Below are 13,895 nucleotides of genomic sequence, written 5' to 3'. Positions count from 1 at the left end.
AAGGAAAGATCAAGCTTCCCCGAACACCCGCTTGAAGATCGTGTCGACATGCTTGGTGTGATAGCCGAGATCGAATTTCTCGCGGATATCTGCTTCAGATAGCGCGGCCGTCACGTCCTTGTCGGCAAGCAGTTCCTCAAGGAAATCGGCGCCGTGTTCCCAGACCTTCATGGCGTTGCGCTGCACCAGGCGGTAGGAGTCCTCGCGCGACAGGCCGGCCTGGGTCAGCGCCAGAAGCACGCGCTGCGAGTGCACCAGCCCGCGGAACTTGTTGAGGTTCTTCTCCATGTTCTCGGGGTAGACGAGCAGCTTGTCGACGACGCCGGTCAGGCGCGCCAGCGCGAAGTCCAGCGTCACCGTCGCATCCGGTCCGATCATGCGCTCGACCGAGGAATGCGAAATGTCACGCTCGTGCCAGAGCGCCACGTCTTCCATGGCCGGCAGCGCCATCGAGCGCACCATGCGGGCAAGGCCGGTGAGGTTCTCGGTCAGCACCGGGTTGCGCTTGTGCGGCATCGCCGACGAGCCCTTCTGCCCCGGCGAGAAATACTCTTCCGCTTCCAGCACCTCGGTGCGCTGCAGATGGCGGATCTCGACGGCGAGGCGTTCGACCGAGGAGGCGATGACGCCGAGCGTCGCAAAGAACATGGCGTGGCGGTCGCGCGGGATGACCTGCGTCGACACCGGTTCCGGCTTCAGCCCAAGCTTTGCCGCCACATGCTCTTCGACATAAGGCTCGATGTTGGCGAAAGTGCCGACCGCGCCGGAAATGGCGCAGGTGGCGATGTCCTCCCGCGCATGCACCAGCCGCTCGCGGCAGCGCGAGAATTCGGCAAAGGCCTGCGCCAGCTTGACGCCGAAGGTGGTCGGCTCGGCATGGATGCCGTGGCTGCGGCCGATGGTGACGGTGTCCTTGTGCTCGAAAGCACGGCGCTTCAGCGCCGCGAGCAGGGCGTCGATGTCGGCAAGCAGGATGTCGCTGGCCCGCGTCAACTGCACGGCAAGACAGGTGTCGAGCACGTCCGACGACGTCATGCCCTGGTGGATGAAGCGAGCATCCGGTCCGACGAATTCGGCAAGATGGGTCAGGAAAGCGATGACGTCATGCTTGGTGACGCGCTCGATCTCGTCGATCTTGGCGACGTCGAATTTGGCGGCGCCGCCTTTCTCCCAGATGGTCCTTGCTGCTTCCTTCGGAATGACGCCTAACTCCGCCAGCGCATCGCAGGCATGCGCCTCGATCTCGAACCAGATGCGGAAGCGGGTTTCGGGCGACCAGATGGCGACCATTTCCGGCCGGGAATAGCGAGGGATCATCCGTTTTTTGAGTCCTGATGGGAAAAGCGTTGGCCGCGTCCTAACAGAGGCGGGCCCGATGCTCAACGCCGCTGCCGCGCAAACCAGATACTTGCCGCGACAAGCGCTGCAAAACCCAGCGGAAAATAGAGCCGCACGCCGAGCACGACGAACTGATAGAGCGCGGTCAGCATGGTGAAGGCGAATTCGAACGCCCAGGTCGGCGTGAACGCCGGCGCGTGCCATTCGGCATAGTAGGAGCGATATTGCAGCGCGAACAGGCCGCCGGTGAAGGCGAGGGTTGCCGCCAGAAGCGACACGAATGCCGCGGCGAAGGCTGTTTCCCAAAGACGGCCGCGGGAAACCAGTCTGGCCAGCATCAATCCAACCGGGAAGGCAAGCACGCCGCCAAAACCATAAAGCAGCGCCACGAAACGGATGCTGTCGGGCGTCTCCCAGGCGGCCAGCAGAAGATTTGCCAGCGCACTCGCACCCATGGCGGCGCCCCAGAGCAAAGTTCCAACAACAGCCTCGCTTGCCGACGGAACGGCGGCGCGCAACCGATCGGTGAGACCGCGGCGCAAGGGAACTTGCTGCAGCGGCATCATGGGCGGCAAGCCGTATCGCGCGTCGGGTGGCCGGGCAGGCTAGGCGTCACCTGCATGACATCTGTCTCATCAGCGTCATGCCTATCACGCCATGGTGAACGAGACGTGCCGTGCGATGCATCCAATCCGGCGTTCATTTGTTATTGTCGGCCGTCTCGCATCCGAAAGGGCAAATCGCCATCCAGCGGAGGACCAGCATGAGCACCGACATCAGCAAGATACGCGGACATATGGAAGTGATCGGCGCCGATGGCGTCCATATCGGCACCGTCGACAAGGTCGAGGGTGACCGGATCAAGCTGACCAAGGCTGACAGCGGCATGGGCTCGCACAAGGGCCATCACCACTACATTTCGCTTGCCCTGGTCGCGGAGATCGACGGGCAGAAGGTATGGCTCTCCGCGAATTCCGATGTCGCGGTCACCTTCGAGGAAGAGAAATCCGATCCGACTTGATTAGCCGTCAACGCGACGACCAGACCGGAAACAGGTCGCCGTTCGCGGGTATCGCGGCATATACGCCGCGGCTGATCGCGCGCGCCATGGTCGCGCCGGCCGCCGCGAACAGGTCGATCGCGGCGTCGGCGCCGAGTTCGATGCCGCTCGTGCCGGTCGCCAGCGCAAACACCAGATCGCCGTCGGCCGGCGTATGCGTCGGCCAGATGGCGCGGGCGAAGCCGTCATGCGCCGAAATCGCCAGCCGCTTGGCCGCGGCCTTGGTCAGGACCGCGTCGGTGGCGATGACGGCGATGGTGGTGCTGCCGGCTTCCCCATGCCTGCCGACGCGCCTGTCGCGGTATTTCAGCAGGATCTTCCTGGCGTCGTCAGGCATGGGTTCTGGATAACCCAGGCCGCCGAACTCGTCGCCGATCTCGAAGGGTGCTGCCCAAAAATGGCGGCTGCGACCGACCGTCACCGAGCCGGTCGGGTTGACGGCGGCGAGGGCGCCAATGGTGACGCCGCTGTCGAGCACAGTCGAGGCGGAGCCCAGCCCGCCTTTCAGCCCGGAGCTCAGCGCGCCGGTGCCGGCGCCAGCCGTGCCGATTTCGAAATCCACTGTCGCCGCCTGCACGGCCTCATAGCCGAGGTCGCGATAGGGCGGATAGCGGCCCCAATCCTTGTCGCCGCCATTGCGCAGGTCGAATAGGATCGCGGCCGGCACGATCGGCACGCGGAAGCCACCCACCTCGACACCGATGTTTTTCTCGCGCAGCGCCGCCTGCACGCCGGAGGCGGCATCGAGACCGAAGGCGGAGCCGCCGGACAGGACGACGGCATGGATCGTCACGATCGAATTCTGCGGCTCGAGCAGATCGGTCTCGCGCGTGCCCGGCGCGCCGCCCAGCACCTGGAAACCGGCCACGGCAGGCTCATCGCACATCACCACCGTGACGCCGGATTTCAACTTGCTATTGGCTGTATTGCCGACACGAAGCCCGGCAACATCGGTGATGAGGTTGCGCGGTCCGGTGCGGAACATCACTTGTCCTCCAGCGGTACGAAATGCGTGCCGTCGAAGCGGAAGACGCGGAACAGGTTCTGGCTGAGGTCGCCCTTGTCGTCGAAGCGAACGGTGCCGATCGCGGTGGTGAAATCATGGCCGGTCAGCGCATCGGCGAGTGGCTGGCCAGAGCTTTCCGCGCCAGCCAGCGCGGCCTTGGCGACCTCGACCGCCGCATAGGCCGGCAGCGTGTAGCCGTCGGGCACGATGTTCTTCGCGGCGAAAGCCTGCACCACGTTGGGATCGGCGACCTCCGACCATTCCGGTGGGGCGATCATCAGTGTGCCGACGGTGTAGGGCACATCGCCCTGCGGCGTACGAAGGTTCTCGCCGCCGGCAAAGGTGATGCCGGCATCGAGCTGGGCGGCGTCGCGGCCCATGATAGCGATGTCGTCGCCGTCGCCGCCGGCGAACACCTTTGTCGCGCCGGCCTTCTTCAGCCGGCCGACCAGTCCGATCTGGTTGTCGAGCTGCGGCCGGAACGTGTCGACGAAGGCAGGTTTCAGCGCCGCCTGCTCGGCCGCGGCGCGAAGGGTCTCGGCCATCTCGCGGCCATAGATGGTGCCGTCGTCGACGATGGCGAACAGGTCGTCGCGCCAGAGCTGGGTGAGCTTGGCGGCGACCGCGTTGCGCTCATCGTCGCCGCGCGGGCCGAGCCGGTAGACCGGCCAGCCGGTCTTGGCGCGCCGGTCGGTCAGGCTTTCGGTGCGCACGCCGACGGTGATCACCGGTATGTTGGCGTCCTTCAGGATCGGCAGCGCGGCTTCGATCGCCTCTGTGCAGAGGAAGCCGACCACGACATTGGCCTTGGCGTCGACGAATTCCCTTGCCGCCGCGGCGCCGCCCTCGGCGGTGCAGGCATCGTCGACGGCCTTGAACGCGATGCTGTTTGCCTCGGCTGCCAGGCCGGCGCCAGCCTCGACCTGCTTGCCGAGGATCGCCGATGTGCCGGAAAGCGGCGCGGCAACGCCGACCAGCGTCTCGGCGTCAGCGTTCGCTGCCAGCCAAAACAACGCGGCTATCGCCGTCGTCAGCGCGGCTATTGTCGTCGTCAGAAGGCGCATTCGGGCGAAGAGGTCCTCCGTGCCGGGCGTATGGTTCCGACACTATTCCAGGAAAGACCTAAAGGCTGGCTAAGCGCCGCGCAACACGCGAATTTGCGGATTGCAGTCAAGCACTTCGCCCGTGCTATGCAACTTGTGGCGTGCAATATGCCGCCATATATAACGAACTGGTTCCGACAGGTGGATTATCGGGTGCTGAAGATCAATGATATCGGGCCGCAGCACTATCGCGATGCGATGGCGCATTTTGCCGGCCATGTGCATGTGGTGACGACGGACGGGCCCGGCGGCAAAAGGGGCGCGACGGTGATCGCCGCCTGTTCGGTTTCGGACACGCCGCCGACGGTGCTGGTTTGCCTCAACCGCGAGAACGCCAAGAACGAAGCTTTCGTCAAGAACGGCAAGTTCGCGCTCAACACGCTCGCATCGGACCAGGAAGCCGTCTCGGTCGGCTTTTCGGGCGTCACCGGCCTGCCGGCGGAGGAGCGCTTTGCGCTTGCCGAGTGGGATGTGATCTCGACCGGCGCGCCGACGCTGAAAGGCGCCCTTGCCGTGTTCGACTGCGAGATCATCGACAGCAAGGATTTAGCCACTCACCGTGTGCTTTTTGGCAAGGTGACAGGCCTGCGCATCGGCGATAATTTGCGGCCGCTGATCTACCACAACCGCGGCTACCATTTTCTTTGAAACGGGCAAGCGGGATCCACGGAGACAAGATGACCGCGCCGCGCCCCGCGCCGAAATCGATCGACGAAACGCTCGATCTTTTGACCGGCGCGGATTATGTCGCGGATCGTTCGCTGGCGACCGTGCTGTTTTTATCGCTGCGCATGAAGCGCCCCTTGTTCCTGGAAGGCGAGGCGGGTGTCGGCAAGACCGAGATCGCCAAGGTGCTGGCCGACGCGCTCGGCCGGCGGCTGATCCGCCTGCAATGCTATGAAGGGCTCGACGTCTCCTCGGCCGTCTATGAATGGAATTATGCCGCCCAGATGATCGAGATCCGCATGGAGGAGGCGGCCGGCAAGGTCGTGCGCTCCGACATGGAGCGGAACGTCTTTTCCGACAAATACCTGATCCGCCGTCCGGTGCTCGATGCGCTGACCGGCAAGGCGGGTGCCGCGCCGGTGTTCCTCATCGACGAGTTAGACCGCACGGACGAAGCGTTCGAGGCGTTCCTGCTCGAAATCCTTTCCGATTTCCAGGTTACGGTTCCCGAACTTGGCACGATCAAGGCGGAAGAGCCGCCGATCGTCATCATCACAACCAACCGCACGCGCGAGATCCACGACGCGCTGAAGCGTCGCTGCCTCTATCATTGGGTCGACTACCCGAACGCCGAGCGCGAACTGGAGATCGTGCGCCGCAAGGTGCCGCAGGCGAACCGACGGCTGTCGGCGGAGGTCGTGTCCTTCATCCAGAAGCTGCGCCAGGTCGAGCTGTTCAAGGCCCCGGGCGTCGCCGAAACCATCGATTGGGCCGGCGCGCTGACCGAACTCGACAAGGTGGCGCTGGATCCGGAGACCGTGTCGGACACGATCGGCGTGCTTTTGAAATACCAGGACGACATCGCCCGTATCGGCGAGGGCGAGGGCCGGCGCATCCTCAATGAGGTGAAGGCCGAGCTTTCGGCGGCGGAGTAGGCACGATGCCGTCGCCGCATTCGGAACCCAGAGAGGCGATGGCGGATGGGCGCATCGCCGACAACATCGTCTATTTCGCCCGCGCCTTGCGCAAGGCCGGCATGCGCGTTGGCCCGGCCTCGGTGAAAGACGCCATCGAGGCGGTGCTTGCCGCCGGCATCGGCTCGCGCGACGATTTCTATTGGACGCTGCATGCGGTGCTCGTCTCGCGGCACGAGGATCATCCGGTCTTCGACGAGGCCTTCCGCCTGTTCTGGAAATCGCGAGAGCTGATCGAGAAGCTGCTGGCGATGTTTTCGCCTGTCGCGCCGGACGATCGCGAAAAGCAGAAGCCGCGAGCGGCCGAGAACCGCGTCAGCCAGGCGATGTTCGAAGGCCATCGGAAGAACCAGCCCGTGCGCGAAGTGCCGGAGATCGAAGTCGATGCGCGCCTCACCTTTTCCGGCAACGAGGTGCTGCGGGCCAAGGATTTTGCCCAGATGGATGCGGCGGAGATGGCCGAAGCCAAAAAGGCGATCGCGGGCTTGCGCCTGCCCTTCGATCTGATCCGCACGCGGCGCTTCAAGGCCGCCGCGCAGGGGCGCCGCATCGATCCGCGCGCCATGATGCGCTCGGCCTCCCGCACCGGCGGTGAGCTTATCCTGCCAAAATTCCGGTCGCCGCGCGAAGTGCATCCGCCACTGGTGGTGCTGGCCGACATTTCCGGCTCGATGAGCCAGTACACGCGCATCTTCCTGCATTTCCTGCACGCATTGACGGAAAAGCGCCGGCGCGTGCATGCCTTCGTCTTCGGCACGCGGCTGACCAACCTGACCCGTCAGATGCGCCATCGCGATCCGGACGAGGCGCTGGCCGATTGCTCGGCGGCGGTGAAGGACTGGTCGGGCGGCACCCGCATCGGCGACACGCTCGCCGAGTTCAACCGGTTGTGGTCGCGGCGCGTGCTCGGGCAGGGCGCGGTTGTGCTCCTCATCACCGACGGGCTGGAGCGCGACGACGTCACCGGCCTTTCGCAGGAGGTGGAGCGGCTGCATAAATCCTGCAGGCGGCTGATCTGGCTCAATCCGCTGTTGCGCTTCGGCGGGTTCGAGGCGCGCGCCCGCGGCGTCAAGGCGATGCTGCCGCATGTCGACGAGTTCCGGGCAGTGCACAATCTCGATGCGCTGGCCGATCTTTGCGCCTCTCTCGACCAGCGGCCGGCTGCTTCGGTTGATCCGCGCCGCTGGCTGCGAACTGGCGAGAGGCAGGCCGCGTAGCCATATGTTCGTGATGGGGAAATTAAAGTTTTCCTTGAAAAACAGACTTTGTGAGAAGCGACGATGGATGAGAGCATTTATCTCGATGAGGCCCGCGATCCCCTGATCATCGCGGAAGGCTGGATGAAGGACGGCAAGGATGTCGCCATCGCGACCGTGGTCGAGACCTGGGGGTCGGCGCCGCGTCCGGTCGGCAGCCATCTGGTCATCGACGCCGATGGGAATTTCCATGGCTCGGTCTCCGGCGGTTGTGTCGAGGGCGCCGTGGTGACCGAGGCGATCGACGTCATCGATTCGGGCAAGGCGAAGATGTTGGAGTTCGGCGTCGCCGACGAAACCGCCTGGCAGGTTGGCCTTTCCTGCGGCGGCCGCATCAAGGTCTATGTCGAAAGGCTGGGCTGACCATCGTGGATCCGTATGTCCTGAAGACGCTCAACGAAGAACGCCGCGCCCGCCGCGCCGCGGTGCTTGTCACCGAGCTTGGCGACGGCCGAGGCCGCATCGTGCGCGAGGGCGACCATGTTGCAGGCGATCTCGGGGCGGCCATCGCCAACGCGTTCCGCACCGGAAATTCGCGGTCGGTGGAGGTAGAAGGGCGGACCTTCTTTCTCAACGCGCATCTGCCGCGCCCGCGCCTCGTGGTGATCGGCGCCGTGCATATCAGTCAGGCGCTGGCGCCGATGGCCAGGATCGCCGGCTATCCCGTCGAGATCATCGATCCGCGCACCGCCTTCGCCACCCCGGAACGCTTTCCCGATGTCGCGCTGCATGCCGAATGGCCGCAGGATGTGCTCAAGCGCGCGCCGCTCGACAGCTATACCGCGCTCGCCGCCGTCACCCACGATCCGAAGATCGACGATTTCGCGCTGAAGGCGGCGCTCGACGCGCGGTGCTTCTATGTCGGGGCGCTCGGCAGCCGCAAGACCCACGCCAAGCGTGTCGAACGCCTGCTGGCGCTCGGCGCCGGCGCTGACCAGATCGCCCGCATCCACGCGCCGATCGGCCTCGATATCGGTGCTGCCAGTCCGGCCGAGATCGCCGTCGCCGTCCTTGCGCAGACCATCCACGCCTTCCGCTCGCGCGGTCTCGAAACGAAAGGCGCCGTGGCGTGAAATTCGGACCGGTTCCGATCGATGAGGCGGAAGGGGCGGTGCTGGCGCATGCGACCGCCGCCGGCGAAAAACGGTTCCGCAAGGCGCACCGGCTGAGCCGTGAGGACATCGCGGCGCTCAAAGCCGCGGGCATCGGTGAAGTCGTCGCCGCGGTTCTTGCCGAGAACGATCTCGGCGAGGATGCCGCCGCCGCGACGATCGCGGCCGCCATGAGCCACCGCAACATCGAGGTCAAGCCGGCCGCGACCGGGCGGGTGAATTTGCATGCGGGAGCCGCAGGCGTCTTTACCGTCGACGCCGGAATGATCGACGCCATCAATGCCGTCGACCCGGCCATCACCATCGCCACGCTGGCGCAGCATGCGCCGGTCGAGAAGGGCCAGATGGTGGCGACTGTGAAAATCATCCCCTTTGCCGTCGCCGCAAGCCTGGTGGACAGCGTGGCGAGGATCTGCGCCGGCCGCGAGATCTTTGCCGTCAACGCCTATCGCCCCATCACCGTCGGCGTCATCCAGACGGTGCTTCCCGGCGTCAAGCCGAGCGTGCTCGACAAGACGCTGCGCGTCACCGAGGCGCGGCTGGCGCGTTCCGGCGGCCGGCTGACGGCCGAACGGCGCACGCCGCACGAGATTGCGCCCGTCGCGGCGGCCGCAACCCAGCTGGCGCGCGACAACGACATGGTGGTGATCTTCGGGGCATCGGCGATGAGCGACTTCGCCGATGTCGTGCCGGCCGCGATCGAGCGCGCAGGCGGTACAGTCGTCCGCGCGGGCATGCCGGTCGATCCCGGCAATCTGCTGGTGCTGGGAACGCTCGACGGCAAGCGTGTCGTCGGCGCGCCGGGATGCGCGCGCAGCCCGAAGGAGAATGGCTTCGACTGGGTGCTCGATCGTCTGGTTGCCGGGCTCGAGGTGACCGCGGGCGATATTGCCGGCATGGGCGTCGGCGGGCTTTTGATGGAAATCCCGACCAGGCCGCAGCCACGCGAACCGGCGCCGCAGCCGGCAAGGTCGGCGCTGAAAGTCGATATCGTGCTTCTGGCCGCCGGCCGTTCGAGCCGCATGGGCGGGCCGAACAAGCTTCTGGCGCTGTTCGACGGCGAGCCACTGGTGCGCCGCACCGCCGGGCGTGCGCTGGGCTCGAAGGCCGCCGGCACCATTGTCGTCACAGGCCATCAGCGCGAGCGCGTGCGTTCGGCGCTTGGCGGTCTCAGCGTAACATTTGTGGACAATCCCGATTTCGTCGACGGCCTTGCCTCGTCGTTGAAGACAGGCATCGCGAAGGTCGCGACCGATGCGGCCGGCGCCATGATCGTGCTTGGCGACATGCCCGGCGTTTCGTCGACGGACCTCGATAGCCTGATCGATGCGTTTCGCCGCGCCGGCGGTCACGCCGTGGTCCGCGCCTCGCATCAGGGCAAGCGCGGCAATCCGGTGCTTTTGCCGCGATCGCTTTTCGCGGCCGTCGCGCAACTCGAGGGCGATACCGGGGCGCGGCATCTGGTCGAAGCCGAGGGTCTCGACGTCATCGATGTCGAGATCGGGCAGGGCGCCTCGATCGATGTCGACACGCGCGAGGCGCTGGAAGGGGCGGGCGGCGTTCTGCAGGATTGACAAAGCAGAGCCGAATTTCGCATGGCTCTCGGCATGGCTTTCCGTTTCCGACTTTTCTTCGCCCTGATCGCCGCGACAGCGCTTTCCCTTTCGGCCGCCGAGGGGCAAACGCTTTCGCTAAAATCGTTCAAGGACGATCTGTTCGCTTATCCGGCGACGCTGTCGACGAGCGATAACGGCGCCTACACCGTCCTCGACTATCGCGAGACGCGCGACATCAACCAGCGCGACGAGGTGCCGGAGAGGCGCGTGCATGCGCAATACACCGACCCCGGCGTGCGCAAGGTGCAGCAGGACCTGATGCTGAAGACCGACGCCGGCGATATCAGGCATGTCGCGGTCGGCAGGACGCAAGGCGCTTCCATCATCGTGCTCTACCTGCACGGACAGGGCGGCAGCCGCAAGCAAGGCGTCGACGACTTCACCTTCGGCGGCAATTTCAACCGCATCAAGAACCTGATGGCCGCCAACAACGGTCTCTATCTTTCGCCCGATTTCCCCGATTTCGGCGACAAGGGCGCGGCGCAGGTCGCGGCGTTGATCGATCACTATGCGGAGCAATCGCCGGGCGCGAAAATCTTCGTCGCCTGCGGCTCGATGGGCGGCATGATCTGCTGGAAGCTCGCCGCGCGCAAGGATACGGGCAGCCGCGTCAACGGCCTGCTGCTGCTCGGTTCGCTATGGGACGACAGTTTCCTCACCAGCCCCGCCTTCAAGCGCCGCGTGCCGGTGTTCTTCGGCCAGGGCAGCCATGACGTGGTCTTCCCGGTGGAGAAGCAGGAAGCCTTCTTCCGCTCAATCCTCGCCAGGAAGTCTTATCCGACCCGCTTCGTACGCTTCGAGACCGGCACGCACGGCACGCCGATCCGCATGGTCGACTGGCGCGGCACGCTCAACTGGATGCTGACGAAGGCGCCCTGACTCTTCCGCGAGGCTCAAGGCGCCGTGTTGTAATCGATGACGGTCTGCGGATTTTGCTCGCCGTCATAGGATGCATCGACGTCATACTGGACGAGCGAGAAATCGCCATTGCGAAACAGGTAGGTTCCCGATGACGAGGCATCCCCCACACCGCGCCATTTGTCGGATGTGGTGATGGTTTTTGTGTTGTCGTCATAGTCCGAGTTGGTCGCCCAGCCGCTGGTCTTGAACCCGATGATGTGGATCGATTCGACCTTGCCTTCGCTGTTGTTGTTCTCGTAGCGGATGTCGAGCTCCGGCTCGGTGAACTGCAACTGTGAGACGCCGTTGACGTCATCGGCGACGTAGTAGACCGCCGTCTCGTTGTAGGCGGCCATCGAGCAGAAGAAGCGGAACAGCCGCGTCTCGCGCTCCGGGTCGTTGGGCTGGGCGTCCTTGTCCTTGTAATGGATCGAATGAGCCTCGGGCTCGCCGATCGGCTTGCCGTCCGGATCTTGCTTGTCGCACTGGTCGCCATAGGTGGCGAGGAAGGCCCTCTTGGCCTGCTCCAGCGCTGCGTCCTTCTTCGGCGGCGGCGGACCGTCGCCGCAGCTTGCCGGCACGGCGCTGTGGAAATCCTCGGTCGAGGATTTCAGGGCGCCCTTGTCGATGAAGATCGGCTGAAAGGGCGGTTCCTGGATCTGCGCGTTGACCTGGCGGACCGTGTAGCAGCCGGCGAAAACCTTGGCGTCGCCCTTCTTGTCGGTCGCCTGGATGGCGACCGGGACGCTGTAATAGATGCTGCCGGCAGCGCCGTCCTCCGAGACGGCGCCAGTCTTGACTTCGACGCTGCCGGTGCCGTCGTAACCCTTGACGAAGGCGTTGAAGTCCTTTGCCGGCTTCGTATCGCCGAAATAACCCCAGGCGCGGGCGAATTCGTGGCGGTTGATGGCGCTATAAAGCGAGCGGACGACCGCATCGGCGCTTGATCGGTCATCGATATAGGGCGCATCCGCCGCAGGCGCGGAATGCGTGAAGCCGGCCAGTGAGAAAAAGACAATCGCTGCGAAAGTGGCTCTTTTCATCGAATCCTCCGCTCGGTAACGAAAATACTACCACGGCGATTGCGGCGGCGCGGTGACGCCATGGGCAGGGCCGCTTGAAGAATCGTGGCGGGAGGCGCTAGTTCACGGCCCGCGGCGCTGGGGCCGCGTGGGAGATACCCCGTGACCATTTCCATGTACGACATATCGGTGGGCGTGTTTTCGGCCAGGCTGAAAGCGCTGGCCAGCGTCTTGACGGCGGCGGAGCAGAATGCCGGCGAGCGCAAGATCGATCCGCAAGTGTTCCTCACCGCGCGGCTGGCGCCCGACATGTTCGCGCTGACCAGGCAGGTCCAGATCGCCACCGACCATGCCAAGGGCGCGCCGTCGCGGCTGGCCGGCCGCGAGGTGCCGAAATACGAGGACAATGAAGCGAGCTTTGCCGAGCTGCAGGCCCGGATCACCAAGACGCTCGATCATCTGGCGACATTCGCGGCGGCCGATCTGGAAGGATCGGAACACAGGACGGTCGAACTAAGGCTCGGCGGGCGCGAAGCTACGTTGCCCGGCCTGCAGTATCTGCTGCATGTGGCGACGCCGAATTTCTACTTCCACGTCACAACCGCCTACGACATCCTGCGCCACAATGGCGTGCCGCTCGGCAAGCAAACTTTCCTCGGAAATCGCTGACCTTTGAATGGCTTGGAGGTTTCCCAGGCGTCCTGGGAAACCTCTTTTGTTCAGCTCAGCGGATCGACATCTCGCGCGCGATGCGCGGAAAATCCGCCGGCTTGATGCCGATATCGGCGCGGTCCGCATTGCTCATCGCGTTCAGAAGCGCGAGCGCCGAGCGGTAACGCTGGTGTTCCTGCGGCCGTGGCCGAGCGAACATTTCAGTGAAGAACCCCATGACTCAGTTGCCCCTGTTGGTCCTCCCGACATCACGATATAGGTGATTTGTTAAAATTGTGCAGTGCAGCAATTGCATGGCTGCCATGCCGCACGGAATTTTTTCCGCCACAATCGATTTTCCGTGAAACTTTTCGGTGGGCTCGACCGTACGCACTCGTGCCGGCACATGGCTGGCTTTTCCTCGCCACTCCTGGCGATCTTGCCGGACTGCACGAAGAGCAGTCCGGCTTTTTATTTTCCGATGTCGTCTTGCCGGGCGGAAAAGCGGCAATTGTTAGCATCGCCAGCATTCATTTTTAACGAGAGGCTCCTATGTTCGGCGGCATCAATGCATGCCGTCACGACAGGGAGGTTGAGATCGGCACCGGGAACAAGCTCGATTTCGCTTCGTTGCTCGACGACCTGATCGTCGCCTCGGAGAAAGGCGAGGATGAGGGCGCCCGGCCGTCTATCCCGTTCGACTATCTGTCCGTGGCCGATGAGCTGCATTCCGGCCGCATCAAGGTCGCCGGCGAGAGCGTCGCCGCCGAATATCGCGAGCAAGGCGCCGACCTTGCGGCCGAGTTCGCGGCACTTCTCGACCAGGCGAAACTGGCTCTTGCTGGCGAAGAGCACCGGCCGGAGGAAAAGCTGCCGCCGATCGATCCCGAAGCGATTGCCGGCGAGCTCGGCCTCGACCGTCCCGCCAAGAACGCCGATCTCGGCCGCATCCGCCGTAACTTCGCCTTCGCCAACCATCCGGACCGGGTCGCGCCGCATCTGCGCCAGCGCGCCATGATCCGCATGCAGGTGGCCAATATGCTGATCGACGAGGCCAAGCGGCGGGCGCTGGCCGGGGCGCGCCGCTAGCCGCGCAATTCACTCAAAAGTCGAAGACAGCGGGCTTGGAGAAACTCCGGCCTTTGCTTTATGCTTGAACTTCCTCCCCGCGCAGCTCGCGCAAAAACTCCC

At 64.5% G+C, this 13,895-nt stretch carries 16 protein-coding genes; 10 read left to right on the top strand and 6 right to left on the bottom strand.

Annotated features, from left to right (window positions below):
- Nucleotides 1-9 precede the first annotated feature (9 nt).
- Entirely contained in the window at nt 10-1,317 is a 1,308-nt protein-coding gene (purB, locus tag FJW07_RS13655; protein ID WP_140856973.1) for an adenylosuccinate lyase, read from the bottom strand.
- Nucleotides 1,318-1,379: 62 nt separating this feature from the next.
- Nucleotides 1,380-1,793 (bottom strand): hypothetical protein, encoded by a 414-nt coding sequence (locus FJW07_RS13650; RefSeq protein ID WP_140856971.1) that lies wholly within the window; start codon nt 1,791-1,793, stop codon nt 1,380-1,382.
- Nucleotides 1,794-2,101: 308 nt separating this feature from the next.
- On the opposite strand from FJW07_RS13650, the gene FJW07_RS13645 reads away from it, so the two are divergent.
- Entirely contained in the window at nt 2,102-2,359 is a 258-nt protein-coding gene (locus tag FJW07_RS13645; RefSeq protein WP_040982323.1) for a DUF2171 domain-containing protein, read from the top strand.
- Nucleotides 2,360-2,366: 7 nt separating this feature from the next.
- On the opposite strand, the gene FJW07_RS13640 is transcribed toward FJW07_RS13645, so the two are convergent.
- Together FJW07_RS13640 and FJW07_RS13635 are read right to left on the bottom strand one after the other, a co-directional pair.
- Nucleotides 2,367-3,383 (bottom strand): P1 family peptidase, encoded by a 1,017-nt coding sequence (locus FJW07_RS13640; protein ID WP_140856969.1) that lies wholly within the window; start codon nt 3,381-3,383, stop codon nt 2,367-2,369.
- Nucleotides 3,383-4,468, bottom strand: coding sequence for a branched-chain amino acid ABC transporter substrate-binding protein (locus FJW07_RS13635; RefSeq protein WP_140856967.1), 1,086 nt, complete (start codon nt 4,466-4,468; stop codon nt 3,383-3,385). The genes FJW07_RS13640 and FJW07_RS13635 overlap by 1 nt, the downstream gene beginning before the upstream one ends.
- Nucleotides 4,469-4,660: 192 nt before the next feature.
- Between FJW07_RS13635 and FJW07_RS13630 the strand changes: the two genes are divergently transcribed.
- From FJW07_RS13630 to FJW07_RS13600, 7 genes are all read left to right on the top strand, one after another.
- Nucleotides 4,661-5,155, top strand: a complete 495-nt coding sequence (locus tag FJW07_RS13630) for a flavin reductase (protein WP_140659849.1) — start codon at nt 4,661-4,663, stop codon at nt 5,153-5,155.
- A 29-nt stretch (nt 5,156-5,184) separates the two neighbouring features.
- Entirely contained in the window at nt 5,185-6,108 is a 924-nt protein-coding gene (locus FJW07_RS13625; RefSeq protein WP_140856965.1) for a MoxR family ATPase, read from the top strand.
- Between the two features lie 5 nt (nt 6,109-6,113).
- A complete protein-coding gene (locus FJW07_RS13620; RefSeq protein ID WP_140856963.1) occupies nt 6,114-7,364 on the top strand; it encodes a VWA domain-containing protein in 1,251 nt (416 codons plus the stop codon).
- A 63-nt stretch (nt 7,365-7,427) separates the two neighbouring features.
- Nucleotides 7,428-7,766 carry an XdhC family protein gene (locus FJW07_RS13615; protein ID WP_140647488.1) on the top strand — a complete coding sequence of 113 codons (339 nt, stop codon included), beginning with the start codon at nt 7,428-7,430 and terminating at the stop codon, nt 7,764-7,766.
- A gap of 5 nt (nt 7,767-7,771) precedes the next feature.
- Nucleotides 7,772-8,476: an XdhC family protein gene (locus FJW07_RS13610; RefSeq protein ID WP_140856961.1), complete on the top strand. Its 705-nt coding sequence runs from the start codon at nt 7,772-7,774 to the stop codon at nt 8,474-8,476.
- Nucleotides 8,473-10,089 carry a molybdopterin-binding/glycosyltransferase family 2 protein gene (locus FJW07_RS13605; protein WP_140856958.1) on the top strand — a complete coding sequence of 539 codons (1,617 nt, stop codon included), beginning with the start codon at nt 8,473-8,475 and terminating at the stop codon, nt 10,087-10,089. Before FJW07_RS13610 ends, FJW07_RS13605 begins: the two co-directional genes overlap by 4 nt.
- A gap of 33 nt (nt 10,090-10,122) precedes the next feature.
- On the top strand, nt 10,123-11,010 hold the full coding sequence (locus FJW07_RS13600) for an alpha/beta fold hydrolase (protein WP_140856956.1): 888 nt from the start codon (nt 10,123-10,125) through the stop codon (nt 11,008-11,010).
- Between the two features lie 14 nt (nt 11,011-11,024).
- Here FJW07_RS13600 and FJW07_RS13595 read toward each other — a convergent pair whose 3' ends face one another.
- The gene (locus FJW07_RS13595; protein WP_140856955.1) at nt 11,025-12,074 is read right to left on the bottom strand and encodes a DUF1176 domain-containing protein; all 1,050 of its coding nucleotides are present in this window, start codon (nt 12,072-12,074) and stop codon (nt 11,025-11,027) included.
- Nucleotides 12,075-12,215: 141 nt separating this feature from the next.
- Between FJW07_RS13595 and FJW07_RS13590 the strand changes: the two genes are divergently transcribed.
- Entirely contained in the window at nt 12,216-12,722 is a 507-nt protein-coding gene (locus FJW07_RS13590) for a DUF1993 family protein (RefSeq protein WP_140856953.1), read from the top strand.
- Nucleotides 12,723-12,777: 55 nt separating this feature from the next.
- Here FJW07_RS13590 and FJW07_RS13585 read toward each other — a convergent pair whose 3' ends face one another.
- The gene (locus tag FJW07_RS13585; protein ID WP_095765222.1) at nt 12,778-12,942 is read right to left on the bottom strand and encodes a DUF1127 domain-containing protein; all 165 of its coding nucleotides are present in this window, start codon (nt 12,940-12,942) and stop codon (nt 12,778-12,780) included.
- Between the two features lie 392 nt (nt 12,943-13,334).
- Here FJW07_RS13585 and FJW07_RS13580 point away from each other — a divergent pair, with 392 nt between their 5' ends.
- Complete coding sequence (locus FJW07_RS13580) at nt 13,335-13,793, top strand: hypothetical protein (protein ID WP_140647523.1); 459 nt, start codon at nt 13,335-13,337, stop codon at nt 13,791-13,793.
- Nucleotides 13,794-13,895: the final 102 nt, after the last annotated feature.

Origin of the sequence: Mesorhizobium sp. B3-1-9 (genome assembly GCF_006439595.1) — a bacterium.
Classification (GTDB): domain Bacteria; phylum Pseudomonadota; class Alphaproteobacteria; order Rhizobiales; family Rhizobiaceae; genus Mesorhizobium.
This window is presented reverse-complemented; position numbering and strand designations above follow the sequence as displayed.

Bases quoted from the DNA above. Each gene is read 5' to 3' on its own strand.
- purB (WP_140856973.1), bottom strand. From the start codon at position 1,317: ATGATCCCTCGCTATTCCCGGCCGGAAATGGTCGCCATCTGGTCGCCC.
- FJW07_RS13650 (WP_140856971.1), bottom strand. From the start codon at position 1,793: ATGGGTGCGAGTGCGCTGGCAAATCTTCTGCTGGCCGCCTGGGAGACG.
- FJW07_RS13645 (WP_040982323.1), top strand. From the start codon at position 2,102: ATGAGCACCGACATCAGCAAGATACGCGGACATATGGAAGTGATCGGC.
- FJW07_RS13640 (WP_140856969.1), bottom strand. From the start codon at position 3,383: ATGTTCCGCACCGGACCGCGCAACCTCATCACCGATGTTGCCGGGCTT.
- FJW07_RS13635 (WP_140856967.1), bottom strand. From the start codon at position 4,468: ATGCGCCTTCTGACGACGACAATAGCCGCGCTGACGACGGCGATAGCC.
- FJW07_RS13625 (WP_140856965.1), top strand. From the start codon at position 5,185: ATGACCGCGCCGCGCCCCGCGCCGAAATCGATCGACGAAACGCTCGAT.
- FJW07_RS13620 (WP_140856963.1), top strand. From the start codon at position 6,114: ATGCCGTCGCCGCATTCGGAACCCAGAGAGGCGATGGCGGATGGGCGC.
- FJW07_RS13615 (WP_140647488.1), top strand. From the start codon at position 7,428: ATGGATGAGAGCATTTATCTCGATGAGGCCCGCGATCCCCTGATCATC.
- FJW07_RS13600 (WP_140856956.1), top strand. From the start codon at position 10,123: ATGGCTTTCCGTTTCCGACTTTTCTTCGCCCTGATCGCCGCGACAGCG.
- FJW07_RS13595 (WP_140856955.1), bottom strand. From the start codon at position 12,074: ATGAAAAGAGCCACTTTCGCAGCGATTGTCTTTTTCTCACTGGCCGGC.
- FJW07_RS13585 (WP_095765222.1), bottom strand. From the start codon at position 12,942: ATGGGGTTCTTCACTGAAATGTTCGCTCGGCCACGGCCGCAGGAACAC.